Genomic DNA, 24,522 nt, shown 5'->3' on the forward strand with positions numbered 1-24,522 from the left:
GGGGACCGCTGAGCGAGAGCTTCTCGACTTCGCTCGCAGCGGACGGAATAGCGGAGAGCTTTTGTCATGCTGCGGCCTTCGCCACCGCCAGCGCTGCCTTCAGATCAAGCCGCCCATCATACAGCGCGCGACCAGTGATGACGCCTTCGATCCCTTCGTCGGCGTGGAGGCTGAGGATGCGGATATCGGCGATCCCCGCAACCCCCCCGCTGGCGATCACCGGAATGTTGGTCGAGCGGGCGAGGTCCACCGTCGCTTCGATATTGCAGCCCTTGAGCAGCCCGTCGCGGCCAACGTCAGTGAAGAGCAGGCTTGCGACGCCCGCATCTTCGAAACGGCGGGCAAGATCGGCAACCGGCATGTCGGACTTTTCGGCCCAGCCGTTCGTCGCGACGAAGCCGTCGCGCGCATCGACCGCCACGACGATGCCGCCAGGGAAATCGCGCGCGGCGGCCTTCACGAACTCGGGGTCCTTGAGCGCGGCAGTGCCGATCACGATCCGCGACACGCCCAGGTCGAACCAGCGCTCGACCGCTTCACGATTGCGGATGCCGCCGCCCAACTGGACATGGCCGGGGAAGGCCTCGACGATCCGCTCGACCGCCTCGGCATTGACCGCGTGGCCCGCAAAGCTGCCGTCAAGATCAACGACATGGAGATGCTCGGCTCCTGCCTCGGCAAAGATCAGCGCCTGAGCGGCGGGATCGTCGCCATAAACGGTGGCGCGATTCATGTCGCCTTCGGCCAAGCGGACGACTTGGCCGCCTTTCAGGTCGATGGCGGGGAAGACGATCAGGGACATCAGATATACCTAGCGGGGAGCGGGCTCACGGACGCCACTCCAGAAAACGGGACAGGAAGGAAAGGCCATAGGTCTGGCTCTTTTCCGGGTGAAACTGGCAGCCGATGATGGTGTCGCGCGCAACCGCGGCGACCAGCGGCCCGCCATGATCGGTGACCGCCGCGATATGGGCGGGATCGGCAGCTTCGAAATGATAGCTGTGCAAGAAATAGGCCTCGCCTGTCTCCAGCAAAGGGGGCGTTCCGTTCAGGCTTACCTTGTTCCAGCCCATATGCGGCACCTTGATCGCCGGATCGGTGGGCTCGATCAGCCGCACGGTGCCCGGGATCCAGCCAAGTCCCGCATGCCGCCCGAACTCCTCACCCGCATCGGCGAGCAGCTGCATCCCCACGCAGACGCCAAGGAAAGGTGTGCCACGCTGGCCCACCGCTTCATTCATCGCATCGATCATGCCGGGAATGGCGGAAAGCGCATCCATGCAGGCGCGAAAAGCGCCCACGCCAGGCAGCACGATGCGGTCCGCCCTCGCTACCACGGCAGGGTCGGCGGTAATGACGGCATCGCTCGCCCCAGCCTTGCGCAGGGCATTGTGGACCGAATGGAGGTTGCCTGCGCCGTAATCGATGAGGGTGAGAGCGGTCACAGCATCCCCTTGGTGGATGGGATCGCGTCCGCCTTGCGCGGATCGATCTCCACCGCCTGGCGCAGCGCGCGGGCAAGGCCCTTGAAGCAGCTTTCGACAATATGGTGATTGTTGCTGCCGTAGAGATTTTCGACATGCAGCGTGATCCCGGCAGCCTGCGCGAAGCTGTGGAACCAATGCTCGATCATCTCGGTATCCCACTCGCCGAGGCGCTGGACCGTGAAGTCCGCCTTGAACACCAGCCAGGGCCGTCCCGAAATGTCGAGCGACACCCGGCTCAGCGTCTCATCCATCGGCGAATAGACGCTGCCGTACCGGGTGATGCCGCGCTTGTCGCCCAGCGCCTTGGCCACCGCCTCGCCGATCGCGATCGCCGTGTCCTCGGTCGTATGATGTTGATCCACGTGCAGGTCGCCGACCGTCTTCACATCCATGTCGATCAGCGAGTGACGCGAAAGCTGCTCGATCATGTGATCGAGAAAGCCTATGCCGGTAGAAACGGTATAGACGCCAGTGCCGTCCAGGTTGACGGTCACGTCGATCTGCGTTTCCGCAGTGTTGCGGTGAATTTCGGCCGTGCGCATGGCTGCGCCCTATACCGAAGTGGGTGCGGCATGCAATGTGGCGTTGCATGTGTGGGGCGCACTTGACCCGCCGCGCGGCGCCGTTAGGACATTGGGCATGAGCGACGACTTGCCCGACAGCCTGATTCCCTACGACGAAATCGTGCAGGAGGCCTTGCGCGCCGTGGTCGGCCGCGTGCTGGGCGAAGTTGAGCGTTCCGGCGGTCTTCCGGGCACGCATCATTTCTATATCACCTTCAAGACTCAGGCGCCGGGAGTCGCGATCCCCAAGCAGTTGGTGGAACGATTCCCGGACGAAATGACCATCGTGCTCCAGAATAAATTCTGGGACCTGAAGGTTGGCGGCGACGGGTTCGAGGTCAGCCTGACCTTCAATCAGGTAGCGGCGCACCTCGTCATCCCCTTCGCCGCGATCACGGCCTTCGTCGATCCCGCGGTGAATTTCGCGCTTCAGTTTCAGGTGCAGTCCGACGGATCGCCCGAACCGCACGAAGAAGCGGAAAATGACGCGCCGCAGGTCAAAAGCGAGGACGGCTCGAACGTCGTCACCGTGGATTTCGGCAAGAAGAAATAAAGGCTGGCGAATAGCCGGATCACCTCCCAAATTGGCTTCCAACCTCACCGCGCTGGGAGCCGTTGCATGGATAGCCGCACCGAAACCGACAGCATCGGCGCCGTAGAGGTGCCCGCCAGCGCCTATTGGGGCGCACAGACCCAGCGCAGCATCGAAAATTTCCCCTTTGGCATGACGGAGCGCATGCCGATCGGCATCGTCCACGCCCTCGCCATCGTCAAACAGGCCGCCGCGCGGGTCAATCGCACCGAAGGTCTCGCGGCCGAATTGGCCGAAGCAATAGAAGCGGCGGCGGCGCAAGTAGTGGCGGGCGGTCATGACGATCAATTTCCGCTCGTCATCTGGCAGACCGGCAGCGGCACGCAGTCGAACATGAACGTCAATGAGGTGATCGCGGGCCTCGCCAACGAAGCACTGACGGGCAAGCGCGGCGGAAAGTCGCCCGTGCATCCCAACGACCATGTGAACATGGGCCAGTCTTCCAACGACAGCTTCCCCACCGCACTCCATATCGCCGCCGCCCGCGCCGCAACGGATCAGCTTTTCCCGGCGCTCGACCGTCTTCATAAGGCGCTGGATGCCAAGGCGCAGGCATGGGGCGATATCGTCAAGATCGGTCGCACCCATCTACAGGACGCGACCCCGCTGACGCTGGGCCAGGAATTTTCCGGCTACGCGCACCAACTCTACCGCTGCCGCAAGCGGATCGAGCCGGCTGTGATGCACGGCATGATGGCGCTCGCGCAGGGGGGCACGGCGGTTGGCACCGGCCTCAACGCGCCCGAAGGTTTCGGCATCGCTATGGCGCGGGAAATCGCCGCGATCACCGGCCTGTCGTTCCGCACCGCCGACAATAAGTTTGAGGCGCTGGCATCGAACGATCCCTTGGTCCACCTTTCTTCGACGCTTTCCACGCTGGCTGTGGCTCTGACGAAGATCGCCAATGACATTCGCCTGCTTGGCAGCGGCCCGCGCTCGGGGCTTGGCGAACTGGATCTGCCCGCCAACGAACCGGGCAGTTCGATCATGCCGGGCAAGGTCAATCCGACCCAATGTGAAATGCTGACCATGGTCGCGGCGCAGGTCATCGGCAATCACCAGGCGGTGACGGTCGGGGGGCTTCAGGGGCATCTGGAACTCAACGTGTTCAAGCCGCTGATCGGCGCGGCAGTTTTGCGCTCCATCCATCTGTTGAGCGTCGGCATGGAAAGCTTTGCTGAACGCTGCGTCGATGGGCTGGAAGCCAATGAGAAGCGGATTGCCGAGCTGGTCGATCGTTCCCTCATGCTGGTGACGGCGCTCGCGCCTGAGATCGGTTATGACAATGCGGCCAAGATCGCGAAACATGCTCATGGGGAAGGGCTGACGCTCAAGCAGGCGGGACTTGCGCTCGGGCTCATCGACGAGGACAGCTTCGACCGGCTGGTCAGGCCGGAAAATATGGTGTGAACTGGCGGAACCGCCGCTTCTGCAATACATTGAGGGCAGTATGAAGAAGATCGCTTCCAAACAGCCGCTTGTCACCATCCGCCCGCCGCGCAAGGCTGGCCTGCTGCGAAAGACGGCGCGTCTGGGCGCGGCGGTGGTCGCGGCACGCGTGGCGGCGGCGACGGGCAAGAAGGGCGTCGTCGGCCTGGTCGCCGGTATCGGCGCAAAGCGTCTGATCATGCGACACCCGCTGGGCGCACTGTTCGTGACGGGAGCCTATCTCGCGGGCAAGGCGTATGAAACCAAGCGGGATCTGGACAGCAAGCGGGGCACCAAGGCGCTGCCTGACCTCAGCGGCGAGCCGGTGCCGATCGGACAGGCGCGAAAGACCCGCGCGTCCAAGCCCTAAAGCGCCGACTGCCAAAGCTTCACCGCATCAATCGGCCAGGCGAGCATCAGCACATTAAGCGTCAGGTTGTCGCGGATCACGGCGAGCGCGATCAGTTCCAGCGCGATCCCCGCGCAGACCGTCACCCATACCGGCGCACGGGCGGCAAACAGGAAGCCCAGCGTCATCATGCCAATGTCGCTCATCGAATTCAGGATGCTGTCGCCGCTATAGCCCAGTGCAATGGTCGCCGCGCGATAGCGATCGATAATGATTGGCGAATTTTCCAATATCTCCCACACGCATTCGACGAGAACGGCGAGGGCCAGGCGCGGGCCGATCGGTTGCCGCCGCATCACCGCCCGCGCTGCCGCGTAGAAGAGGAAGCCGTGGATCACATGGCTCAGGCTGTACCAGTCCGCGATATGCTGGCTGTTGCCGCTGTCGAGCGCACCATGCCACATTTCGACATAGCCGCAGGTGCAGATGGGCGGCCGCGCCATCAGGAACAGCAGCGCGCAGGTTAGCAGGGCGATGACCCCAGCCGTTAGAAAACCCCGCCGGTTGCGGATAGCCTTGCGTCTCAAAAGATCGTCCCCCTGCGCGGCCTCTTGCCAAATGCTTTCCACGGCGTCACTAGCGGCCATGGCCGACAGCATCCCTATCGAGGCGCCCGATTTCAAGCGGCGTGGCGTGCTCTTCGTTCTTTCCTCGCCATCTGGCGCGGGCAAATCCACCATTGCGCGAAAGCTTCTGGCCGCAGAGCCGGACCTTGCCATGTCCGTGTCCGCGACGACGCGGCCGATGCGGCCGGGCGAGGTTGAGGGCAAGGATTATCATTTCGTCGATCTGGAAGAGTTTCGCCGGATGACGGCGGATCATGAATTCCTCGAATGGGCGCATGTGTTCGGCCAACGCTATGGCACCCCCCGTGCGCCCGTCGAAGCGATGCTGAAGAGCGGCCGCGACGTACTGTTCGACATCGATTGGCAGGGCGCGCAGCAACTGCATCAGATCGCCGGTGGCGACGTTGTGCGGGTGTTCATCCTGCCGCCCTCAATGGAGGAATTGGAACGACGCCTGCGCGGCCGCGCCACGGACAGCGAGGAAGTGATCGAAGGCCGCATGTCGCGGGCCGCCAATGAAATCGCGCACTGGGACGGCTATGACTATGTGCTGTGCAATGTCGATGCGGAGGATTGTTTCCAGCGCGTGCAGACGATCCTGCACGCCGAACGCATGAAGCGCAGCCGTCAGACCGGCCTTATCGGCTTCATCCGCAGGCTAAGCCGCTATCATCAGGAAGATTGAGGCCGCCTGATTTCCTTCCGTCCCCCGTTCGTTTCGAGCGCAGTCGAGAAACGGATAACGCTGGATCGACAAGCCGTTCGCCCTGAGCGTATCGAAGGATTCCACTTCTTCGGAATTACGGGACGGCTCCAACACGCTCAGCCGGAGCGGATTGGATGGTCTTGAACGAGGTCAAGCGCTATTCAAATCCCGCAGGGTCCGCCCATTCCGGGTGCACCCAGGCCATCGCCTTGAACAGCGTGCCCATTGCGTCATCCGCAGTCAGCCGGACGCGCGCGGCCTCTACCTCCGCCGCCCGCGCGGGCGCCGTACGCGCCAGCTGATCGGCCCGGGCGTCGATGCCCAGCTGGCGCAGGAATGCGCCTTGGCCTACGGGGCCAAGCACTCTTAGCCCCGCCTGCCGCGCCATATTGCCGATCATGGTGAAATCGACATGGGTCGTCAGGTCGCTCTCGCCGGGGTCTTGAAACGGATCGGCGAACTGATGTCCTCGCACCGCCTGCAGCGTATCGCCGACCGCCGGGCCTTCATAGCCATAGTCGATGATGATCGCGGCGCCCCCCTGCCGGGCGATGCGCTGGGCAAGGTCGAGCGCGATGGCGGTTCCGGCCAGGGGCATCTCCAAAATCGCTCCGTCCGGCGCATCGGCCGCTATGGCGGGAATACCCGATTCGACGCGGCGGTAGCCCGGCATCGCTTCGAATCGGCCGGGCTGAGCCTCATCGGTCCGCACTACCCGTTCCCGCCATTCGGCATCGCTGCGCACGATCTGGCGCACGGGCAGCGCGTCGAAAAACTCATTGGCTACGACCAGCAGCGGGGCATTTTCCGGCAGGGTCCCGACCGCCTCATGGTGAGAAACCATCGGCAGCGCCAACCGCTGCCGCTCGCGCAGAGTAGGGCTGGTCTCGACGAAATGGGGCGGAGGGGTGAAGCCTATGTTTCCCATCGCGCGCAACGCATCGGATGCGAGCGTGCCGCGTCCCGGTCCCAGCTCGACATAAAGCGCATGCGGCCGGCCGCCCGACCGCATCCAAACATCGGCAAGGCACAGGCCGATCAGTTCGCCGAACATCTGGCTGATTTCAGGCGCGGTGGTGAAATCGCCCGCGGTCCCCAGCGGGTCGCGGGTGCCATAATAATGCTGGTTCGCCTCGGCCATATAGTGGGCGACCGAAATGGGCCCGCCCGCGTCAATCTGGCGGGCGAGGCGCTCCGCCAGCGTCAGCGGTTCAGCTGACACTCGCGCTGCCGGCGATCGGTTCGACGCGGACACGGCGGCCCTTCGCCGTCACGATGAGGTAGAGGCCGCCCAGGATCATCGGCACGCACAGCCACTGGCCCATATGAAGGCCGGTGCGCGCCGCGAACTCCATCAACTGCGCGTCGGCCTCCCGATAATATTCGATGCCGAAACGGAACAGCCCGTAGAAAAACAGGAACAGGCCGACCAGCAGGCCCGGCTTGTACCGCGCTCGCGTCTTCCAAAAGGCGAAGGCCAGGATAAGGAGCAGGACGATGCCTTCGAAAAAGGCTTCGTAAAGCTGGCTCGGATGGCGAGGGAAGGGGCCGCCGGTGGGGAAGATCACCGCCCAGGGAACGTCTGTCTCCTTGCCCCACAGCTCGCCATTCACGAAGTTGGCGAGGCGGCCGAAGAACAAGCCGAAAGGCACGCAGCAGGCGACATAGTCATGGATGCGAAGCCAGGACAGATTTTCCTTTCGCGCCATGTAAAGCACGCCAAGCGACACGCCGATCACCCCGCCATGGAAAGACATGCCGCCATTCCACAGTTTGAAGACATCGAGCGGATTGCGCAGGATTTCCGGCTGGTAAAAAAAGACATAGGCGAGCCGTCCGCCGATGATGATGCCTAGCGTCGCGTAAAAGATCATGTCGTCGGCATGCCGCCGCGCCATGGGGGATCCGGGCTGGGCGACTAGCTTCAGCAGATACCAGTAGCCGACCAATATGCCCGCCAGATAGGCGAGGCTGTACCATTTGAGCGTGAAGAAACCGAGGTCCAGCGCAACCGGGCTGAGCCCCAGCTGATCGAAATGGATGGCGCCCGAAGCGGCGGCGGCGAGGTCAAGGATCAAGTTGTGGTTCCCCTTGGGAATTATGGCCTTCGCCATAGAGCAGGTTGGGGCGGCGAGGGAAGGGGGCTGTCAATTTCCTCGGAGATTCGGGCGACACCGGAGTGCAGTGGATTAAGCAGAGATAGCTTTCGCGTCTCATATCGGACCAAGATTTAGGCAGCTGTTAACCTGCTGGAAACCTTCGCCGTGGCACTCATGGCGGCATGTCTATCGACCCCGTTATAGAGCAATCGCCGGCAACCGGCGAAAAGCGCGAGACCGCGCGCTGGCCTATCCGTCTGGAAGTGCCGGGGGCGCTGGGCAACGAGCCTGCGGACGTCACGGTCCACGACATCTCGACGGCGGGCATGCTGATCGAAACCCGGTCGAAGTTGAAGCTTGGCCAGGTCGTGCTGGTGTCTCTACCCGAAGCCGGGACGGTCGCCACTCGCGTGGTGTGGCAGGATGATCCGCTGTTCGGTTGCCGCTTCGATGAAGCGCTGCCGCAAGCGGCCGTAAGCGCCACGCGGCTGCGTAGCAGCAAGCGCAGCAACGGAAGTCCGGTCGATCATGTCGTGCAGGGCAATGGCCCGGAAATGCTCCCGGAACGCCTGCGCCGCCTGCGCCGCGAACGCGGCCTTAGCCGGGCGGCGTTGTCGGAGCGGACGGGGTTCAGCAAGCCCTCGCTCTGGGCATGGGAATCGGGCAAGACGATGCCCCGGCGCAAGAGCCTCATCATCCTGGCGGAGGTGTTCGGCCTGACGGAACAGCAGTTGCTGCTCGGCGAAACGGCCGCTGCGCCGCGCGAGTCTCGTCCTGCTGAGGGTGCGCATGGGGGGCAGCAGCTTCATGAGGTCATCGACGCGGCAAAGCGCCAGATTGCGCAGCACGCCGGTGTCGATAAATCGCAGGTGCACGTCCGTATCGATTATTGATGAGCCTGCATCAGCCAGCCCGCTCAAGCTGATAGAACGAGCCACTTGCCTCGTTCGAATGTCGGAGCCTCTGGTTTTCTGAAGAGGCAGGACGCCACTCGATCCCGGCATGAAGGAAACATGCCATCCGCTATGGGCAGCCTGTAAACCTCCAAAGCAGGCACATGATCGCTTTTGATGCTTGGACAGGCATCAAAAGCTCAGGTCGAGCGAAGGCATCTCGAGGCTCTGAAAAGTCATCTCCTCTAAAGACTGGCGATTGTTCGGTCGTTCCTTCGGCCATTCGGCCGCAGCCATAAAAAAGCCGCCCGGTGAGGGGCGGCTTTCTTTCAATCCGTTGGGAAACTCAGGCTTCTTCAGCCGGAGCTTCTTCGGCCTCCACGGCGATCTCGCCGGGCTCCGCATTCGGATCATAATCTTCGGTGAAGCCGGCCTCGTCCTTTTCGAACAGGTCAGCCATCACGTCCACGCCCTGCGCCTGCAGATCGGCCTCTTCGGGCGAGCGGGCGACGTTCACCTGGATGGTAGTGACGACTTCCGGGTGCAGCGCGACTTTGACGTCGAAAAGGCCCAGGGTCTTGATCGGGCGTTCCAGCACGATCATCGCTTTGGTCACGTTGGTTACGCCATCGGCATGCAGCGCTTCGACGACGTCACGGACGGCGACCGAACCATAGAGGTGGCCGGCGTTCGACGACTGGCGGATCAGGATGATCTGCTTGCCGTTGACGCCTTCGGCAGACTTTTCGGCGTCCGAGCGGCGAGCGGCGTTGTCGGCCTCGATCTTCGCGCGATTGGCTTCGAAGACCTTCTTGTTGGCATTGTTGGAGCGCAGCGCCTTCTTGTTGGGCAGCAGGAAGTTACGGGCGTAACCGTCCTTTACGGTGACGACGTCACCGATGGCGCCCAGCTTCTCGATCCGTTCGAGGAGAATGATTTCCATGAGTCTTACTCCCTCACTTCACGATGTAGGGCAGCAGGCCCAGGTGACGGGCGCGCTTGATGGCCTGGGCCAACTCACGCTGCTTCTTGGCGGACACCGCGGTGATGCGGCTGGGGACGATCTTGCCGCGTTCGGACACAAAGCCCTGCAGCAGACGGACGTCCTTATAATCGATCTTCGGCGCATCCTTGGCGGCGAAGGGGCAGCTCTTGCGGCGGCGGAAAAACGGGCGTGCCATGTTTCAGATCTCCTTATTCGCCAGCCGGGGCTTCTTCGCGATCGCGGCGCGGGCCACGGTCGCCACGATCTTCGCGCGGACCGCGATCGCCACGGGGGCCGCGATCACCACGCTCGGAGCGCTCCTGCTTGCGCATCATGACCGACGGGCCGGCCTCCAGCTCATCGACCTTCACGGTCATGTAGCGGATGATGTCTTCGTTGATCTGGGTCTGACGCTCCAGTTCCGCGACGACGCCGGCGGGGGCGTCGATGTTCAGCATCACATAGTGCGCCTTGCGGTTCTTGGCGATCTTGTAGGCGAGGCTGCGCAGGCCCCAGGTCTCGACCTTGGTAACCTTGCCTTCATTATCCTCGACGATCTTGGTGGCGGTTTCCGCCAGTGCGTCCACCTGCGCCTGTGCCAGATCCTGGCGCGCAAGGAACACATGCTCGTAAAGAGCCATGGGTATTGCCTCATCTGTTGGCCGATCGCTGACGCCCACCCCATGTGGAACGCCCCTCCGGCTGTCGTCTCAAAACAGTCTGTCGCATGCCCGCGAGTCACCCTCGTGGCGTGCGAAGCGGCGCCTATGACGGAAACATAGGTGAAAGGCAAGCGGATGCTGGCTGCGATCGAACCTCAGCCGCGGTGCATCTCTGCCGAACCCATGAAATGGGCGCGGGTCGATGCGCCGGCCCGATCCAGCAGGACGGCGACCTTGTCCTTCAGATTGGCGGAAGGCTGCGCAGGATCATCATAGGCCATGCCCCAATCGCCAAATTCACGTGAGTCAATTGCGGCTTCCCGAAGCTTCACGACGCCCCGATGGCGGTCGTCCTGGCGGATGCGTTCATAGACGCTCTCCACAGCCGCCCGCGGACCTTCGAGCACCTGGATGAAGCGCTTGCTGTTGAACAGCAGCAGCCCCGTTACATCCGCCAGACGGTTCCGGACTGCCGCGGCGCGGGCGATTGCCGCACACTGGTCAGCCGTCACGCTCCCTTGAGCGCTGCTGATATACATGATCTGGTATAAGGACATGATGTTTCCTGATAACGCCGCCCACAGCGGCCATATCGCCCGGAAACGCTTTAGATTTCGTGTTTAACCTTGATCATGCAAAGCGCCCCGGAGGGAGAGATGTCTCCGGGGCGCTGCTTCACCATATTGGCGGACGGCTTAGCGAATGGCGCTGCCGATCACCGCGCCGATGATGCCGCTGGTGATCGCCACCAACACCGCGTCATTGCCCGAGCGGACCCAGTGATAACCGCGCGGCGGGGCGTTCAGGCGATAGTCGCGATAATTGTTGATCACGCGGTAATCGCGGGCATAGCGGCGGTCGAAGCGTTGACCCTTGTTCCAGCGGCGATAGTCATTCTTGCGCACGACGGTCTTGTGCTTCACCACCGTGTGGCCATGGGGGCCATGCTTTACCACGCGGGTCACTTCGCGATGCGGCGCGGCCTGTGCCTGCGCGGCGACCATCGGGCTTGCCACCATGGTCGTTGCGGCCAGGCTCATCAGTAGTTTCTTGATCATCTCACTTGCTCCTTGCTTTTTTGTCTGTCGCGCCGTTGCTCCGGCGTTGAAGACAGATTTAGGCAAGACTTGTCGCAAGCTTGTGCCAAAGCGGCGGCTTAACTGTCTGAAATTGTAACAGCCTCATTCGTGCCGCAGCGCGTCGATGGGGTTGAGCGCCGCCGCGCGTCGCGCCGGAAAATAGCCAAACACGACGCCGATCGCCGCCGAAAAGAGGAAGGCGATCAGGTTGACCTTCACATCGAAGATGAAAGGCACCTGCATCAGCGGCGCGATGGCGACCGATGCGATGAGGGCGAGGAACAGGCCGATCATCCCGCCCAGGCACGACAGCACGATCGCCTCGACCAGGAACTGCATCAGCACCTCGCGCGCAACGGCGCCGATGGCGAGCCGGATGCCGATCTCGCGGGTGCGCTCCGTCACGGACACCAGCATGATGTTCATGATGCCGATCCCGCCGACCAGCAGGGAGATGGCAGCAACCGCCGCGACGATCTGAGTCAGGATCGTGGTCGTGCCGGTCAGCGTGTCGCTGATCTGCTTGGTGTCGAAGACGTTGAAATTATCCTCCGCGCCCGGCTTCACCTTGCGCCGCTCGCGCACCAGTTCTTCCAGGCTCGCCTGCACGGTGGAGGTGTCATAGGCATCATCCACCGCGATCATGATCTGGCTGATGTCGCGGTCGCCGGTGAAGCGGCGCTGCACGAATTTGATCGGCATGACGACCACATCATCCTGGTCACCAAAGCCGCCTTGCCCGCGTGTCGCCAGCGCGCCGATCACCTGGCAGGAAACACCCTTGATGCGCAGCCGCTTTCCGACGGGGTCGCTGCCCTGGAACAGGTTGGTGCGCACCGTATTGCCGATGATGCAGACGGGTTTGCCTGCTTCCTCCTCCTCCGGCATGAACAGGCGTCCCGCGTCCGCCTTCCAGCTTTGCACCTCGAAATAGGCGGCGGTGGTGCCATAGACGGTGGTGGACCAGTTGGATCCTTCATAGATGGCGGTGCCGCTCGACTGGACCAGCGGGGCAACGGCGCGCACGCCGGTCAGCTGATTTTCGATCGCGGCAAGGTCGGCGGGCTTGAAGTCCGGCGGGCGCGGGCCGCCTCCGCCACGGCCGAAGCCCTGACCGGGGCGAAGCTGCAGCACGTTCGCGCCCAGCGAGCTGATCTGCTGGCGCACCGCGGCGGTCGCCCCATTGCCCAGCGTCACCATAGTGACGACCGCCGCCACCCCGATGATGATGCCCAGCGTCGTCAGAAAGCTGCGCAACTTGTGCCGGTTGATCGCGCGAAAGGCGAGGATGACGGTCGTGCCTAGCATCGGCAAGAAGCCCCCTGAGCCGTTCGGGCTGAACCTGTCGAAGCCCCATTTTTGTCGGAAGCGGAGTTGAGCCCTTCGACAAGCTCAGGGCGAACGGAGGTCTTGGGCGAAATCACACCCTCACCCCATTCTCAATCCCGTCCACATGCCCATCCTTGAAATGCACGATCGTCCGGGCATAGGCCGCCATGTCGGGCTCATGCGTCACCATCAGCACCGTGATGCCACTATTCTTGTTGAGGTCGGTCAGCAGTTCCATGATCTCCACCGACCTTTCCGAATCCAGATTGCCGGTCGGCTCGTCGGCGAGCAGCACGGCGGGGTGGGTCACGATGGCGCGGGCGATCGCCACGCGTTGTTGCTGGCCGCCGGACAGCTCGGCCGGCGTGTGATCCCACCAATCCTTCAGGCCCACCTTATCCAGCGCCGCCATGCCTGCGTCATAGCGCGTCTTCTTGTCCTCACCCCGATAGAGCAGGGGCAATTCGACATTCTCCAGCGCGGTCGTGCGGGACAGCAGGTTGAAGCCCTGGAACACGAAGCCCAGATAGCGTCGCCGCAGCAAGGCGCGCTGATCGCGATCGAGCGTTTCCACATGACGGCCCTTGAACAGGAACTCGCCAGCAGTCGGCACATCGAGGCAGCCTAGAATGTTCATCGTCGTCGATTTGCCGGAGCCCGACGGACCCATGACGGCGACAAAGTCTCCCTCCGCAATGTCGAGGTCGATGCCCTTCAGAGCCTGAAAGGCTGTCGGCCCCGATCCATAGACCTTGGTTACGCCGCGCAAGGAGATGATGGGATCATCCATCGCCTCAGCTTCCGTTTCGCCGCCCGGTGCCGCGCGCTTCGCTACTCTGGCCGCCCCGATTGCGCTGCTGTCCGCCGCCGTTCGCACTATCCTCGGCGGGCTGTTCCTGCCCCGCCGCAAGCTGGCCGGTGATGACGCGCATGCCGGGCTTCAGGTCGCCGCCGGTGATCACCGTGCGCGCGCCGTCGCTGGCGCCGACGACCACCGACACGGCCTTGGGCTTGCCGTCCGCGCCCACGACATACACGGTCTGGCTGCTGCCGATGCCGAAGCTGACCTGTCGCGCATTGCCACGGCGGAAGCGGCGCGGGCCGGGAACGATCTGGCTGGTAATGCCGCCGCCCTTATCCCCAGCGCTCGGCTTGAAGCGCAGCGCGGCGTTGGGGACCAGCAGGACGTTGTTCAACTCCTGCGTCACGATATCGGCCGTGGCCGTCATGCCAGGGCGCAGCGTCTCATCCTTGTTATCCACCGCCAGCACGGCGGTATAGGCGACCACCGTGCCGCTGGTGCTGGCCGTGCTGCTACTGCCCGATGAGGTGGTGGAAGAGGAACTGCTCGAGGCATTGGAGCCGACATTCACCCGCGTCACGCGCGCGGGGAAGCTGCGGCCGGGGAAGGCATCGACGGCGAAGGTCGCCGCCTGGCCTTCCTTCACCTGACCGACGTCCGCCTCATCGACGGAAACCTCGACCTCCATCTGCGTCAGGTCCTCTGCGATGGTGAAGAGGACAGGCGCGTTGAGCGATGCCGCCACCGTCTGGCCCGGCTCGATGTCGCGCGACAGCACGACGCCGGTCACAGGCGATACGATCTGAGCGATGGACAAATTGGTCTGCGCTGTCGAAAGCTGAGCGCGCGCCACGCTTACCTGTGCCTGTTGCGCGCGCAGATTGCCGACGGCTGACTGATAATCTGCCCGCGCCGCATCCAGTTCCGTCTTGGCAGGGACGCGGCCACCCGACAGGCGGAAGACGTTGAGCTGCCGGTCCAGCGTCGCCTTCGCCAGCGCCACCTGCGCCTGCGCCTGTGCGACGCTCGCCTGGGACGCCGAAACCTGCGCCCGATTCTGGTTCACTGTATCCACCAGGCGGCGCGTATCGAGTTCGGCGAGCCGTTGTCCCTTCGTCACCCGGTCGTTCACATCCACATAGACCTGCGTGATCTTGCCCGACTGTTCGGAACCCACATCGACCTGATTGATGGGCTTCAGGTTCCCGGTCGCCGACACGGTGACGGTCAGGTCGCCGCGCCGCACTTCGCGCGTGGCGTAATTTGGGCTGTCATCGCCTGAAAAGCAGCGGGCGAGCAGGAGAATGAGGATCAGCAGCGCAACGCCGATCGCGCCGCGCATCACCCATTTGCGCCACGGCTTTTCCGGCCGCGCCCCCAGAAAATCGTCCAGGTCCTGATCCTTGCTCACATCATTGCTCATTCGGGCGGTTTTCCATGTTCTGCCAGCCGCCGCCCAACGCGTTGTAAAGTTGGGCGATGGCCAGGACTTCGTCAGCCTGCGCGGCGGCAAGACTGTTGCGCGCGTTCAGCAGGGTGGTTTCGCTGGTGGAAAGCGTCTGAAAATCGATCAGGCCCGCCTGATACTGGCTGCGCGCCAGAATAGCGGCGTTGTTGGAAGCTTCGAAGGCGATGCGAAACTCCGCGGCGCGCTGGCGGGCGCTGGTGAGTGACGCCATGGCGTTTTCCACATCCTCAAGCGCGGTCAGGACGCTTTGCTTATAGGCCGCAAAAGCTGCGTCGGTCGCGGCTCTTTGCGAACGCACCTGCGACGCGAGCCTCCCGCCATCGAAGATCAGCTGCGCGACATTGGCGAAGACGCTGCCAGTGATCAGGTCGAACAGGTTGCTGAACGATGTGGCGTTGGTGCCGATATTCCCGCTGATCCCCAGCGAGGGGTAAAGCTGCGCCTGCGCGATGCCGATCCTGGCGGTGGCGGCGGCCAGCGCCCTTTCCGCGCTGCGAACGTCAGGCCGCTGGCGCAGCGTATCGGCGGGAATGCCGGTGGCGATGTTGGCCGAAGCAACGGGAATGGGCGCTGGCGTCTCCAGCATCCGCGTGGCCTCTCCCGGTGCCTGACCGGTCAGCACGGCAATGCGGTTCAGGCTGCCGCGCAGGCTTGCTTCCAACTGTGGGATGGTGGCGTTGGTCTGCGCCAATTGCGCCCGAGCCTGCTGCTCGTCCAGAGAGGACACCAGCCCCGCCTGCAGCCGCCAGTTGGCGATATTATAATTATCCCGCTGAATCGCCTGCGTTTCGCGCGCTATGCGAAGCTGCGCCTGCGCCTGCCGAGCCTGCACATAGTTGGTGACGAGTTCGGCGATGATCGTCATCCGGACATTGGCGAGGTCATAGCCCGACGCGACAAGGTCCGCCCGCGCGGCCTCGGCGGAGCGCGAAAGCTCGCCAAACAGGTCGATCTGCCAGCTGGCATTGGCGCCAAGCGAATAGCTGCTGCTCCATTTGCCTGAGCCGCTGGACACCACATTGCCATCGACCACGCGGGTGCCACCGCCAGCGCTGCTATAGTTGCGACCGCCCGAACCGGACGCATTCACCTGGGGCAGGAAGGCCGCGTTCGCCTGCCTCAAGGATTCGCGCGCCTGACGTAGCCGCGCCTGCGCTTGGACGATGTCCAGATTGCCGGCGATCGCCTCATCGATCAGGCCGCTCAGCGCCGGATCGTTGAGGCGCGTCCACCAGGTCGCAAGTTCCGCCTGATCGACGGGCGTGCTGCCGCCTTGGCCGTAATAGGTGGCGGGCACCCCCAATGCGGCAGGCTGCGGCGCCTTGTAATCGGGACCTGCCGCACAAGCAGATAGGGTCAGGCCGGTCCCGATGATCCAGGCAATGCGATATCGCACCTTTTCCTTGCACTCCGTCATCGTTAAAGGGACGCCACCTGGGGGGTGGCGGCGGTCCGATTGGGGAAACTGCCGAAACGGGCCGGGTGCCTCAACGGCATTTGTGTCTCAAAGTGTAACGATTAGGAAATGGCGCTTTTGCGGGCGCCTGGCGGCAAGGGGTGAATGATGAGGGCATTTCTTTTTCCGGGGCAGGGCAGCCAGTCGGTGGGCATGGGCAAGGCGCTGGCCGATGCGAGCCCGGCAGCGAGGGAACTGTTTCAGGAGGTCGATGACGCCCTGTCGCAGCATTTGTTCCGCATCATGGTGGAAGGTCCGGAAAGCGACCTCACCCTCACCGAAAATGCACAGCCGGCGATCATGGCCAATGCGCTGGCGACGCTGCGCGTGATGCAGCGCGAGGGCGGCTTCTCGCTGGCGGAGAAGGGCGATTTTGTCGCTGGGCACAGCCTGGGCGAATATAGCGCGCTCTGCGCTGCGGAAGCCTTTGACATCACCACCACCTCGCGCCTGCTGAAGCTTCGCGGACAGGCGATGCAGGCGGCCGTGCCGGTGGGAGAGGGGGCCATGGCCGCTCTGCTCGGCGCGGACATTGAAAAGGCGCAGGCGCTGGCCGACGCCGCGGCTAAGGGCGAAGTGTGCACCGTCGCAAATGACAATGATCCGACGCAGGTCGTCATCTCCGGCCACCGCGGCGCGATCGAGCGGGCGGTCGCTCTGGTCAAGGACCATGGCATCAAACGCGGCGTACTGCTGCCCGTCTCCGCTCCCTTCCACTGCCCGCTGATGCAGCCGGCCGCCGATGCGATGGCCGAAGCGCTGGGCAATGCCGCCGTCGCTACCCCGCTGCTGCCCGTTTACGCCAACGTCCTCGCCGCACCGATCGCCGATCCCGAAGAGATCAAGGCGCGCCTCGTTGAACAAGTGACCGGCCGCGTCCGCTGGCGCGAATCCATCGCAGCGATGTGGGAAGCAGGCGTCACCGACTTCGTGGAACTCGGCGGCAAGGTCGTCGGCCCCATGGTCAAGCGCATCGCCCCCGACGCCACCGTCCGCAGCGTCGTGACCATGGATGATATCGAGGCGGCGCTCGGCGCATTCTGAAAAGATAAGGATAAGAGACTATGTTTGATCTGACAGGCATGACCGCGCTGGTGACGGGCGCTTCGGGCGGTATCGGTTCCGCCATCGCGAAGGCGCTCGCCGCGCAGGGTGCGACGCTCGCGCTTTCAGGCAGCAATGAGGAAAAGCTCAAGGCGTTCGCCGTCGAACTGGGCGGTAACCACAAGACGCTGGTCTGCAACCTCAGCGATCCCGCTTCCGTCGATGCTCTCGTGCCGCAGGCGGTTGAGGCGCTGGGCGGGAAGATCGACATTCTCGTCAACAATGCCGGCATCACGCGCGACAATCTGGTGTTGCGCATGAAGGATGATGAATGGTCGGACGTCATTTCCGTTAACCTAGAAGCCGCTTTCCGCCTCGCCCGCGCGGCCGCCAAGCCGATGATGAAGGCGCGCTTCGGCCGCATCATCTCGATCACCTCGGTTGTGGGCGTCACCGGCAATCCCGGCCAGAGCAACTATGCCGCTTCGAAGGCTGGCATCATCGGCATGTCCAAGTCGCTGGGTCAGGAACTGGCGAGCCGCGGCATCACCGTGAACTGCGTCGCTCCTGGCTTCATCCGCTCCGCCATGACCGACGCGCTCAATGACGCGCAAAAGGGTGCGATCCTGCAGAAGATTCCGGCCGGGGATCTCGGCGCAGGCGAGGATATTGGCGCGGCCGTCGTCTATCTCGCCAGCCGGGAAGCGGGCTATGTCACCGGCCAGACGTTGCATGTAAATGGTGGCATGGCGATGATTTAAGAGGGAGGCGATTCGGACGACTTCCCATGCTCTCCCATTTGCAACGGGGCGGCCTTGTGCCATCCAAGCACATGGGATGGGGGGAAATCATGCTTTTCGATCGTTTCTTGCCTCTTGCCTCTGTCGGGCCTTGCCTCTAGGGCATGCCTTAACAAATATTCACAACCATCAACGATACCCAGTAAGAAGGACCACTCATGAGTGAGACCGCGGATCGCGTTAAGAAAATCGTCGTCGAACATCTGGGCGTCGAAGCCGAAAAGGTGACCGAGGACGCAAGCTTCATCGACGATCTGGGCGCAGACAGCCTGGATATCGTTGAGTTGGTGATGGCTTTCGAAGAAGAATTCGGCGTCGAGATCCCCGACGATGCGGCCGAGAAGATCGCCACCGTCAAGGATGCGATCGACTACATCGACAGCAAGCAGTAAAAGCGTCTCGCGGCCCGCCTCCAATGGCCGGGCCGCCTGCGTTTTTGCAAGGGAATGGCTCCTCCTGTCCCGCGAAAGCAGGTCTTGGGGAGCTTTTTCGTATCTGGACCGCCGTTCACAACCGCTGTCGAAGCGGCTAAGGAGCGGCGCAAGCCTATGAAGATTTTCGGAGCAGATATATGCGTCGCGTCGTCGTAACCGGCCTCGGCATGGTAAGCCCCCTGGGCGGAGATGTCGAAACCACGTGGAAGAATATCCTCGCGTCCAAGTCCGGCGCGGCCACGATCGCGCGCTTCGACGCCAGCGAGTATAAGTGCCGCATCGCCTGTGAAGTGAAGCCCGCGGATCATGAATATGGCTATGATCCGGGCCTGGACGTCGATCACAAGATTCAGCGGCAGGTCGATCCCTTCATCGTCTATGGCATTTCCGCCGCCAGTCAGGCGCTCCGCGACGCGGGCCTCGACAATATGAGCGAGGAAGAAAGGCTGCGCGCTGGCTGCTCCATCGGTTCGGGCATCGGCGGCCTGCCGGGCATCGAAAGCGAATCGCTGGTGCTAGCAAACAAGGGGCCGAGCCGCGTTTCCCCGCACTTCGTCCATGGTCGCCTCATCAACCTGATTTCGGGCCAAGTCTCGATCAAATATGGCCTGATGGGCCCCAACCATGCAGTCGTCACGGCCTGCTCGACTGGCGCCCACTCGATTGGCGATGCCGCCCGCATGATCGCGATGGACGATGCCGACGTCATGCTGGCGGGTGGCGCGGAAAGCGCGATCTGCCCGATCGGCATCGCCGGTTTCGCCCAGGCGCGCGCATTGTCGACCGCGTTCAACGACACGCCGGAAAAGGCTTCGCGGCCTTATGACGTCAACCGCGACGGCTTCGTCATGGGCGAGGGCGCAGGCGTGGTCGTGCTGGAAGAATATGAGCATGCCAAGAAGCGCGGTGCGCATATCTATGCCGAAGTTATCGGCTACGGCCTCTCGGGCGATGCCTATCACGTCACCGCTCCCCATCCGGAGGGCAATGGCGGCTACCGTTCGATGGAAATGGCGCTCAAGAAGTCGGGTCTGTCGCTCGCCGACATCGACTATGTGAACGCGCACGGCACCTCGACCCCGCTTGGCGACGAACTGGAACTGGGCGCGGTCAAGCGTTTGTTCGGCGACAATATCTCGACCATGTCGATGAGCAGCACCAAGTCCGCCATCGGTCACCTTCTGGGCGGCGCGGGCGCTGTGGAAAGCATCTTCTGCATCCTCGCCATCCGCGACCAGATCGTGCCGCCGACGCTCAACCTTGACGAGCCCAGCGAAAGCTGCGCGGGCGTGGACCTGGTCCCGCACGTCGCCAAGGAACGCAAGGTGCGCGCGGTGCTGAACAACAGCTTCGGCTTCGGCGGCACCAACGCCTCGCTCATCATGAAGGCGATCTGAGGATAAAAATCGTGCGGCGGTTCGGGCTTGGCATCCTCGCGATCGGCCTGGCCGTCGCCGCCTTCGTGGCGTTTCGTTTCGTCTATGGCTGGACCGAAGCGGGTCCTGCGCCGCGGGATATCAGTGTCATCGTGCCGGAAGGCGCCACCGTGGCCGACGCTGCGGTTCTGCTGAAGCAGGCAGGCGTCGTGCGCTCCGCCGACGCCTTCCTCACGCGAACCAAGGTCTTCGGCCGAGGCAGGTCGATCAAGGCGGGCGAGTTCCTGATCCCCAAGGGCGCGAGCAACTCCGCCATCTTTTCCATCCTGCAGGGCGGCAAGACGCTGACCCGGCTCGTAACGATCCCCGAAGGCATGCCCTCCATCCTCGTCCACGAGCGGTTGATGGCAAATGACCAACTGACCGGCGATGTCGCGGTCCCGCCAGAGGGCAGCGTGCTTCCCGACAGCTACGCCTTCGACAAGGGCGAAAGCCGCGCCGTCGTGCTGAAGCGCATGCAGGACGCAATGACGCGCGCGCTCGATAAATTATGGGCCGAACGCGCGCCTAACACGGTCGCCAAGTCGCCCAAGGAAGCCATCATCCTCGCCAGCATCGTCGAAAAGGAAACAGGCGTGCCGGGCGAACGGCCGATGGTCGCTGGCGTCTATGGCAACCGCCTGAAAAGCGGCATGATGCTTCAGGCGGATCCGACGATCATCTATCCCATCACCAAGGGCAAGCCCCTCGGCCGCCGCATCAAGAAGTCGGAGATCGCGGCCGTCAACGGCTATAACACCTATGCCATGACGGGCCTGCCCAAGGGGCCGATCGCCAACCCCGGCCGGCTGTCCATCCTCGCGGTACTGCATCCCGCTGACACCAACGCGCTCTATTTCGTCGCGGACGGGAAGGGCGGCCACATCTTCGCCGACACGCTGGAACAGCACAACCAGAATGTCCGCAAATGGTTCGAAATCCGCCGCGCGCGCGGGGAGATTTGAGCGCCGTTCGGACAATCGCCGGCGGCCTCTGAATGCGTCCACACCACCACCGTTCGTCCTGAGTCAGGATGCCTTCGCAGTTGCACGCCCGCTTCGATCGCTTGGCGCGAACGGAGCAGGAAAGCGGACCGATTACTATCGACCATAAGCGGACCCATTAATTTCCGTTCGTTTCGAGCCTGTCGAGAAGCGAAGGCGAGAAAATGGCGTTACGCACCCCGTTTTCGATAACGGCTTCTCAACAAGCTTGAAGCCTATTCGAACCGAACGGTTCCAGGAGAGATGGTAGCAAACCACCCATAACGCCCCACCTACCGCAACACCCCCTTCGCCTGCAGCCCTTGCGCATAAAGCAACTGCCCCACCGCGATCACCAAAATCACCGCCGGAAACGCCGCGGCGCCAGCCCCTTTCACCGCTAGCAAATCCGTACCCAAGAAGCTGTACCCGAACTGCACGACAACGCCGATCACGGACAGCGCGAACAAAGGCACCGCCACTCGCTTCCGCATCAGCAGCATCGTAGCGCCCAGCGTCCCTGCGCCGACCGCCACGGCATATGCCGCCCAGGCCCAACCCGGCATCCCTGCAAATATCCGTGCCGTATAGGGATCGCTTTTCGCCAGTGCCGCCAGATCCGCCGTATATTGAAGGATGAAGGCCGCCACGCCGATCAAATTCCAGATCAGCAGACCAAGCGCGAATATCGCGAAGGATCGTGATGCGGACATGCGTGTTTCCCCCTGCAGATGCCCTTTGCGCCATCTCGGCGTGGCGAGCATATAGAGATCGGCGCGCGCAGGGAAGCGTGCGCCCGAAAGGGAGAAGTGACGATGCTGGGACGTTCCGTGCCTGATGTGACGCTGAAAACGCGCGTACGCGACGAAAGCGTCGGAGGACCCAATCCCTTCCGCTGGGAAGATGTTCAGACCGGCGATCTGTTCAAGGGAAAGCGGGTAGTCGTCTTCTCCCTGCCGGGCGCTTTCACCCCCACCTGCTCGACGGAGCAATGCCCTGCCTTCGAACGCTTCTATGATGATTTCAAGGCGCTGGGCGTTGACGATGTTTATTGCGTTTCCGTCAACGACGCCTTCGTCATGTACCAGTGGGGCAAGCATCTGGGCGTCAGGAATGTGAAGCTGCTTCCCGACGGATCGGGCGACTTCACCCGCCGCATGGGCATGCTGGTGAAGAAGGATCATCTGGGCTTTGGCGATCGCAGCTGGCGCTATGCGATGGTGGTGGATGACGGCAGGGTCGTCGCCTGGTTCGAGGAGCCCGGCATCAACGACATAGGCGAGGATGACGATCCCTATGGCGAAACCCGCCCAGAGCCTGTGCTGGAATGGTTGAAGGAGCATCCCGCTGGCTGATCGCGGCGGGGACGGAGCGCCGATCATCCTGACGGCGCTGATGGGTGCGGAGGATTTCGCCTGGGCGGACTCGCTTCGCCGCGCCCATTTTCCGCCCGATCGCAATCTGGTGCCCGCGCATATGACGCTGTTCCACCATCTGCCTCCATCGCTGCTGCCGGAACTAGCCGCGCGGATGAAGCAGATATGCGCCGCTCCGCCGCCTCTGGCGATCGTCAACGGCGTTCTGCTGCTAGGTCGCGGGGTGGCGTTCGATGTCCGCAGCGACGGTCTGCTGGCGATATGGGATGATTTGGCTGATGCTTTCACCGGCCTGCTGACGCCGCAGGATCAGGCGCGCCCGCGCTTCCACATCACCGTGCAGAACAAGGTGGAGCCTTCCACCGCCCGCGCGCTGGCCGATCTGCTGAAGGTGGACTTTCGCCCCCGTCCGCTGAAAATCGCAGGATTGGCCGCCTGGCATTATCGGGAAGGCGGCTCCTGGGACTTGGCGAAAAAGGCCAGCTTCCGCTCAGCGCGCATCCTCATATAGCTCGAGCGGCAGTCCGTCCGGATCGGCGAAGAAGGTGAAACGCTGCCCCGTATAGGAATCGCTTCGGACAGCTTCACATGCGATCTCCGCTGCCCCCAGCCGGGCGATCTCCCGATCCAGATCCTCGACGCAAAAGGCAAGGTGCCGCAGGCCGCAAGCCTCGGGCTGCGACGGACGCGGCGGCGGCGAAGGAAAGGAGAAAAGCTCGATCTGGGCATTGCCCGCGTCCAGATCACATTTCCATGATTGCCGCTCTTCCCGCCACACTTCGCGGATGACCGGCAAACCCAATATCTCCGCGTAAAAGCGCCGGGACCGCGGGTAGTCGGAACATATGATCGCGATATGGTGGATGCAGCGCATGGCAGTCGCCCCTAGCATGCGCGACCGGCCGCCGGAACCTTGATCCCCCTCGCGCGGCGGCCTACACCCCCTCCATGAGCTATGCCCCCTATCCGGCGCTCCGCCTGCGCCGCACTCGCGCCGCCGCGTGGAGCCGCGCAATGCACGCCGAAATCCGCCTTCACCCCAGCGACCTTATCTGGCCGCTTTTCGTCACCGAAGGGCAGGGGGTAGAGGAGCCGATCGCCTCGCTTCCCGGCGTGTCGCGCTGGTCGGTGGACGGCATCGCGGCCCGTGCAAAGGAAGCCCGCGACGCAGGTATCCCGTGCCTCGCGCTTTTCCCCAACACGCAGCCTGAACGGCGCAGCGACGATGGAGCTGAAGCGCTCAACCCCGACAATCTCATGTGCCGCGCCATCCGCGCGATCAAGGATGCGGTGCCCGATATCGGCGTCCTGACCGACGTAGCGCTCGACCCCTATACCGCCCACGGCCAGGACGGCTTGCTTGATGAGGCAGGCTATGTCGTCAACGACGCCACGATCGACGTTCTCATCGGCCAGTCGCTCAACCAGGCGACGGCGGGCGCGGACATTATCGCGCCCAGCGACATGATGGACGGCCGCGTCGGCGCGATCCGCGAAGCGCTGGAGGAAGAAGGTCATGCCAATGTCCAGATCATGGCCTATGCCGCCAAATATGCGAGCGCCTTCTACGGTCCCTTCCGCGATGCGGTCGGTTCCAGCGGCCTGCTAAAGGGCGACAAGAAAAGCTACCAGATGGACCCCGCCAACAGCGAGGAAGCGCTGCGCGAGGTCGCGCTCGACCTGGCGGAGGGCGCGGACAGCGTCATGGTGAAGCCGGGCCTGCCCTATCTCGACATCATCGCGCGCGTGAAGGACCGGTTCGAAGTGCCCGTCTTCGCCTATCAGGTGTCGGGCGAATATGCGATGATCGAAGCTGCCGTCGCCGCCGGGGCAGGGGACCGTGATGCGCTGGTGCTGGAAACGCTTCTTGCGTTCAAGCGCGCCGGCTGCTCGGGCGTCCTGACCTATCACGCGCTCCACGCCGCGCGGCTGCTGGGAGCCTGACG

General features: G+C 63.2%; 30 protein-coding genes. 13 read left to right on the forward strand and 17 right to left on the reverse strand.

Going from position 1 to position 24,522, the window contains the following annotated elements:
* Positions 1–64: 64 nt before the first annotated feature.
* Genes hisA through hisB form a run of 3 tightly spaced genes read right to left on the reverse strand, consistent with a single transcriptional unit; the run spans position 65 to position 2,029 of the window.
* Entirely contained in the window at positions 65–802 is a 738-nt protein-coding gene (hisA, locus tag EP837_RS12495) for a 1-(5-phosphoribosyl)-5-[(5-phosphoribosylamino)methylideneamino]imidazole-4-carboxamide isomerase (RefSeq protein ID WP_066528064.1), read from the reverse strand.
* Positions 803–827: 25 nt separating this feature from the next.
* Positions 828–1,445, reverse strand: a complete 618-nt coding sequence (gene hisH, locus EP837_RS12500) for an imidazole glycerol phosphate synthase subunit HisH (RefSeq protein WP_066528067.1) — start codon at positions 1,443–1,445, stop codon at positions 828–830.
* Positions 1,442–2,029 carry an imidazoleglycerol-phosphate dehydratase HisB gene (hisB, locus tag EP837_RS12505; RefSeq protein WP_066528070.1) on the reverse strand — a complete coding sequence of 196 codons (588 nt, stop codon included), beginning with the start codon at positions 2,027–2,029 and terminating at the stop codon, positions 1,442–1,444. Before hisB ends, hisH begins: the two co-directional genes overlap by 4 nt.
* Positions 2,030–2,126: 97 nt before the next feature.
* Here hisB and EP837_RS12510 point away from each other — a divergent pair, with 97 nt between their 5' ends.
* The 3 genes from EP837_RS12510 to EP837_RS12520 all read left to right on the forward strand — a co-directional run bounded on the left by EP837_RS12510 (position 2,127) and on the right by EP837_RS12520 (position 4,440).
* Entirely contained in the window at positions 2,127–2,603 is a 477-nt protein-coding gene (locus EP837_RS12510; protein ID WP_066529401.1) for an SspB family protein, read from the forward strand.
* Between the two features lie 66 nt (positions 2,604–2,669).
* Positions 2,670–4,052: a class II fumarate hydratase gene (fumC, locus tag EP837_RS12515; protein WP_066528072.1), complete on the forward strand. Its 1,383-nt coding sequence runs from the start codon at positions 2,670–2,672 to the stop codon at positions 4,050–4,052.
* Between the two features lie 40 nt (positions 4,053–4,092).
* The gene (locus tag EP837_RS12520; RefSeq protein ID WP_066528073.1) at positions 4,093–4,440 is read left to right on the forward strand and encodes a hypothetical protein; all 348 of its coding nucleotides are present in this window, start codon (positions 4,093–4,095) and stop codon (positions 4,438–4,440) included.
* Here the strand turns inward: EP837_RS12520 and EP837_RS12525 are convergent.
* Positions 4,437–4,991, reverse strand: a complete 555-nt coding sequence (locus EP837_RS12525) for a DUF2585 domain-containing protein (RefSeq protein ID WP_380807188.1) — start codon at positions 4,989–4,991, stop codon at positions 4,437–4,439. The two genes, EP837_RS12520 and EP837_RS12525, sit on opposite strands and share 4 nt — an antisense overlap.
* Positions 4,992–5,064: 73 nt before the next feature.
* On the opposite strand from EP837_RS12525, the gene gmk reads away from it, so the two are divergent.
* Positions 5,065–5,730, forward strand: a complete 666-nt coding sequence (gmk, locus tag EP837_RS12530; RefSeq protein ID WP_066528077.1) for a guanylate kinase — start codon at positions 5,065–5,067, stop codon at positions 5,728–5,730.
* Positions 5,731–5,908: 178 nt separating this feature from the next.
* Here the strand turns inward: gmk and EP837_RS12535 are convergent, their stop codons facing one another.
* Complete coding sequence (locus EP837_RS12535; protein WP_066528079.1) at positions 5,909–6,973, reverse strand: class I SAM-dependent methyltransferase; 1,065 nt, start codon at positions 6,971–6,973, stop codon at positions 5,909–5,911.
* Positions 6,963–7,865 (reverse strand): prolipoprotein diacylglyceryl transferase, encoded by a 903-nt coding sequence (lgt, locus tag EP837_RS12540; RefSeq protein ID WP_380806980.1) that lies wholly within the window; start codon positions 7,863–7,865, stop codon positions 6,963–6,965. Before lgt ends, EP837_RS12535 begins: the two co-directional genes overlap by 11 nt.
* 167 nt (positions 7,866–8,032) lie before the next feature.
* On the opposite strand from lgt, the gene EP837_RS12545 reads away from it, so the two are divergent.
* Entirely contained in the window at positions 8,033–8,743 is a 711-nt protein-coding gene (locus EP837_RS12545; protein WP_066528080.1) for a helix-turn-helix domain-containing protein, read from the forward strand.
* Positions 8,744–9,089: 346 nt separating this feature from the next.
* On the opposite strand, the gene rplI is transcribed toward EP837_RS12545, so the two are convergent.
* The 9 genes from rplI to EP837_RS12590 form a co-directional block, all read right to left on the reverse strand.
* A complete protein-coding gene (rplI, locus tag EP837_RS12550; protein ID WP_066528082.1) occupies positions 9,090–9,686 on the reverse strand; it encodes a 50S ribosomal protein L9 in 597 nt (198 codons plus the stop codon).
* 13 nt (positions 9,687–9,699) lie between these two features.
* Positions 9,700–9,924 carry a 30S ribosomal protein S18 gene (gene rpsR, locus EP837_RS12555; RefSeq protein ID WP_004212076.1) on the reverse strand — a complete coding sequence of 75 codons (225 nt, stop codon included), beginning with the start codon at positions 9,922–9,924 and terminating at the stop codon, positions 9,700–9,702.
* Positions 9,925–9,937: 13 nt separating this feature from the next.
* Entirely contained in the window at positions 9,938–10,369 is a 432-nt protein-coding gene (gene rpsF, locus EP837_RS12560; RefSeq protein ID WP_066528084.1) for a 30S ribosomal protein S6, read from the reverse strand.
* A gap of 176 nt (positions 10,370–10,545) precedes the next feature.
* Positions 10,546–10,947, reverse strand: a complete 402-nt coding sequence (locus EP837_RS12565) for a BLUF domain-containing protein (RefSeq protein ID WP_225870555.1) — start codon at positions 10,945–10,947, stop codon at positions 10,546–10,548.
* Positions 10,948–11,085: 138 nt separating this feature from the next.
* A complete protein-coding gene (locus EP837_RS12570) occupies positions 11,086–11,448 on the reverse strand; it encodes an RcnB family protein (protein WP_066528087.1) in 363 nt (120 codons plus the stop codon).
* Positions 11,449–11,571: 123 nt separating this feature from the next.
* Positions 11,572–12,777, reverse strand: a complete 1,206-nt coding sequence (locus EP837_RS12575) for an ABC transporter permease (RefSeq protein WP_066528092.1) — start codon at positions 12,775–12,777, stop codon at positions 11,572–11,574.
* A 112-nt stretch (positions 12,778–12,889) separates the two neighbouring features.
* Positions 12,890–13,588, reverse strand: coding sequence for an ABC transporter ATP-binding protein (locus tag EP837_RS12580; RefSeq protein WP_066529410.1), 699 nt, complete (start codon positions 13,586–13,588; stop codon positions 12,890–12,892).
* 4 nt (positions 13,589–13,592) lie between these two features.
* Positions 13,593–15,023, reverse strand: coding sequence for an efflux RND transporter periplasmic adaptor subunit (locus EP837_RS12585; protein ID WP_066528094.1), 1,431 nt, complete (start codon positions 15,021–15,023; stop codon positions 13,593–13,595).
* Positions 15,013–16,485, reverse strand: coding sequence for an efflux transporter outer membrane subunit (locus tag EP837_RS12590; RefSeq protein WP_197486282.1), 1,473 nt, complete (start codon positions 16,483–16,485; stop codon positions 15,013–15,015). The genes EP837_RS12585 and EP837_RS12590 overlap by 11 nt, the downstream gene beginning before the upstream one ends.
* A 147-nt stretch (positions 16,486–16,632) precedes the next feature.
* On the opposite strand from EP837_RS12590, the gene fabD reads away from it, so the two are divergent.
* The 5 genes from fabD to mltG all read left to right on the forward strand — a co-directional run bounded on the left by fabD (position 16,633) and on the right by mltG (position 21,182).
* Positions 16,633–17,568, forward strand: a complete 936-nt coding sequence (fabD, locus tag EP837_RS12595) for an ACP S-malonyltransferase (protein WP_066529416.1) — start codon at positions 16,633–16,635, stop codon at positions 17,566–17,568.
* 20 nt (positions 17,569–17,588) lie between these two features.
* A complete protein-coding gene (gene fabG, locus EP837_RS12600; RefSeq protein ID WP_066528097.1) occupies positions 17,589–18,329 on the forward strand; it encodes a 3-oxoacyl-[acyl-carrier-protein] reductase in 741 nt (246 codons plus the stop codon).
* Between the two features lie 197 nt (positions 18,330–18,526).
* Complete coding sequence (locus EP837_RS12605; protein WP_007689016.1) at positions 18,527–18,760, forward strand: acyl carrier protein; 234 nt, start codon at positions 18,527–18,529, stop codon at positions 18,758–18,760.
* Positions 18,761–18,939: 179 nt separating this feature from the next.
* Positions 18,940–20,199, forward strand: coding sequence for a beta-ketoacyl-ACP synthase II (gene fabF / locus EP837_RS12610; protein WP_066528099.1), 1,260 nt, complete (start codon positions 18,940–18,942; stop codon positions 20,197–20,199).
* Positions 20,200–20,210: 11 nt separating this feature from the next.
* Positions 20,211–21,182, forward strand: a complete 972-nt coding sequence (gene mltG / locus EP837_RS12615) for an endolytic transglycosylase MltG (protein ID WP_066528101.1) — start codon at positions 20,211–20,213, stop codon at positions 21,180–21,182.
* 311 nt (positions 21,183–21,493) lie between these two features.
* Here mltG and EP837_RS12620 read toward each other — a convergent pair whose 3' ends face one another.
* Positions 21,494–21,913, reverse strand: a complete 420-nt coding sequence (locus EP837_RS12620; protein WP_066528103.1) for a sugar transporter — start codon at positions 21,911–21,913, stop codon at positions 21,494–21,496.
* A 102-nt stretch (positions 21,914–22,015) separates the two neighbouring features.
* On the opposite strand from EP837_RS12620, the gene EP837_RS12625 reads away from it, so the two are divergent.
* Both EP837_RS12625 and EP837_RS12630 read left to right on the forward strand, forming a co-directional pair.
* Positions 22,016–22,555 carry a peroxiredoxin gene (locus EP837_RS12625; RefSeq protein WP_066529421.1) on the forward strand — a complete coding sequence of 180 codons (540 nt, stop codon included), beginning with the start codon at positions 22,016–22,018 and terminating at the stop codon, positions 22,553–22,555.
* 40 nt (positions 22,556–22,595) lie between these two features.
* Complete coding sequence (locus tag EP837_RS12630) at positions 22,596–23,087, forward strand: 2'-5' RNA ligase family protein (protein WP_066528104.1); 492 nt, start codon at positions 22,596–22,598, stop codon at positions 23,085–23,087.
* Here EP837_RS12630 and gloA2 read toward each other — a convergent pair.
* On the reverse strand, positions 23,067–23,450 hold the full coding sequence (gene gloA2 / locus EP837_RS12635) for an SMU1112c/YaeR family gloxylase I-like metalloprotein (RefSeq protein WP_066528106.1): 384 nt from the start codon (positions 23,448–23,450) through the stop codon (positions 23,067–23,069). The two genes, EP837_RS12630 and gloA2, sit on opposite strands and share 21 nt — an antisense overlap.
* Before the next feature lie 74 nt (positions 23,451–23,524).
* Between gloA2 and hemB the strand changes: the two genes are divergently transcribed.
* Positions 23,525–24,520 carry a porphobilinogen synthase gene (gene hemB / locus EP837_RS12640; RefSeq protein ID WP_066528108.1) on the forward strand — a complete coding sequence of 332 codons (996 nt, stop codon included), beginning with the start codon at positions 23,525–23,527 and terminating at the stop codon, positions 24,518–24,520.
* Positions 24,521–24,522: the final 2 nt, after the last annotated feature.

This window comes from Sphingobium sp. EP60837, from assembly GCF_001658005.1.
GTDB classification, from domain to species: domain Bacteria; phylum Pseudomonadota; class Alphaproteobacteria; order Sphingomonadales; family Sphingomonadaceae; genus Sphingobium; species Sphingobium tyrosinilyticum.

Excerpts from the sequence above, each read along its gene's own strand:
- hisA (WP_066528064.1), bottom strand. The coding sequence starts at position 802 with ATGTCCCTGATCGTCTTCCCCGCCATCGACCTGAAAGGCGGCCAAGTC.
- hisB (WP_066528070.1), bottom strand. The coding sequence starts at position 2,029 with ATGCGCACGGCCGAAATTCACCGCAACACTGCGGAAACGCAGATCGAC.
- EP837_RS12510 (WP_066529401.1), top strand. The coding sequence starts at position 2,127 with ATGAGCGACGACTTGCCCGACAGCCTGATTCCCTACGACGAAATCGTG.
- fumC (WP_066528072.1), top strand. The coding sequence starts at position 2,670 with ATGGATAGCCGCACCGAAACCGACAGCATCGGCGCCGTAGAGGTGCCC.
- EP837_RS12520 (WP_066528073.1), top strand. The coding sequence starts at position 4,093 with ATGAAGAAGATCGCTTCCAAACAGCCGCTTGTCACCATCCGCCCGCCG.
- gmk (WP_066528077.1), top strand. The coding sequence starts at position 5,065 with ATGGCCGACAGCATCCCTATCGAGGCGCCCGATTTCAAGCGGCGTGGC.
- lgt (WP_380806980.1), bottom strand. The coding sequence starts at position 7,865 with ATGGCGAAGGCCATAATTCCCAAGGGGAACCACAACTTGATCCTTGAC.
- EP837_RS12545 (WP_066528080.1), top strand. The coding sequence starts at position 8,033 with ATGTCTATCGACCCCGTTATAGAGCAATCGCCGGCAACCGGCGAAAAG.
- rplI (WP_066528082.1), bottom strand. The coding sequence starts at position 9,686 with ATGGAAATCATTCTCCTCGAACGGATCGAGAAGCTGGGCGCCATCGGT.
- rpsR (WP_004212076.1), bottom strand. The coding sequence starts at position 9,924 with ATGGCACGCCCGTTTTTCCGCCGCCGCAAGAGCTGCCCCTTCGCCGCC.
- rpsF (WP_066528084.1), bottom strand. The coding sequence starts at position 10,369 with ATGGCTCTTTACGAGCATGTGTTCCTTGCGCGCCAGGATCTGGCACAG.
- EP837_RS12565 (WP_225870555.1), bottom strand. The coding sequence starts at position 10,947 with ATGTCCTTATACCAGATCATGTATATCAGCAGCGCTCAAGGGAGCGTG.
- EP837_RS12570 (WP_066528087.1), bottom strand. The coding sequence starts at position 11,448 with ATGATCAAGAAACTACTGATGAGCCTGGCCGCAACGACCATGGTGGCA.
- EP837_RS12575 (WP_066528092.1), bottom strand. The coding sequence starts at position 12,777 with ATGCTAGGCACGACCGTCATCCTCGCCTTTCGCGCGATCAACCGGCAC.
- EP837_RS12580 (WP_066529410.1), bottom strand. The coding sequence starts at position 13,588 with ATGGATGATCCCATCATCTCCTTGCGCGGCGTAACCAAGGTCTATGGA.
- EP837_RS12585 (WP_066528094.1), bottom strand. The coding sequence starts at position 15,023 with ATGAGCAATGATGTGAGCAAGGATCAGGACCTGGACGATTTTCTGGGG.
- EP837_RS12590 (WP_197486282.1), bottom strand. The coding sequence starts at position 16,485 with ATGACGGAGTGCAAGGAAAAGGTGCGATATCGCATTGCCTGGATCATC.
- fabD (WP_066529416.1), top strand. The coding sequence starts at position 16,633 with ATGAGGGCATTTCTTTTTCCGGGGCAGGGCAGCCAGTCGGTGGGCATG.
- fabG (WP_066528097.1), top strand. The coding sequence starts at position 17,589 with ATGTTTGATCTGACAGGCATGACCGCGCTGGTGACGGGCGCTTCGGGC.
- EP837_RS12605 (WP_007689016.1), top strand. The coding sequence starts at position 18,527 with ATGAGTGAGACCGCGGATCGCGTTAAGAAAATCGTCGTCGAACATCTG.
- fabF (WP_066528099.1), top strand. The coding sequence starts at position 18,940 with ATGCGTCGCGTCGTCGTAACCGGCCTCGGCATGGTAAGCCCCCTGGGC.
- EP837_RS12620 (WP_066528103.1), bottom strand. The coding sequence starts at position 21,913 with ATGTCCGCATCACGATCCTTCGCGATATTCGCGCTTGGTCTGCTGATC.
- EP837_RS12625 (WP_066529421.1), top strand. The coding sequence starts at position 22,016 with ATGCTGGGACGTTCCGTGCCTGATGTGACGCTGAAAACGCGCGTACGC.
- EP837_RS12630 (WP_066528104.1), top strand. The coding sequence starts at position 22,596 with ATGGGTGCGGAGGATTTCGCCTGGGCGGACTCGCTTCGCCGCGCCCAT.
- gloA2 (WP_066528106.1), bottom strand. The coding sequence starts at position 23,450 with ATGCGCTGCATCCACCATATCGCGATCATATGTTCCGACTACCCGCGG.
- hemB (WP_066528108.1), top strand. The coding sequence starts at position 23,525 with ATGAGCTATGCCCCCTATCCGGCGCTCCGCCTGCGCCGCACTCGCGCC.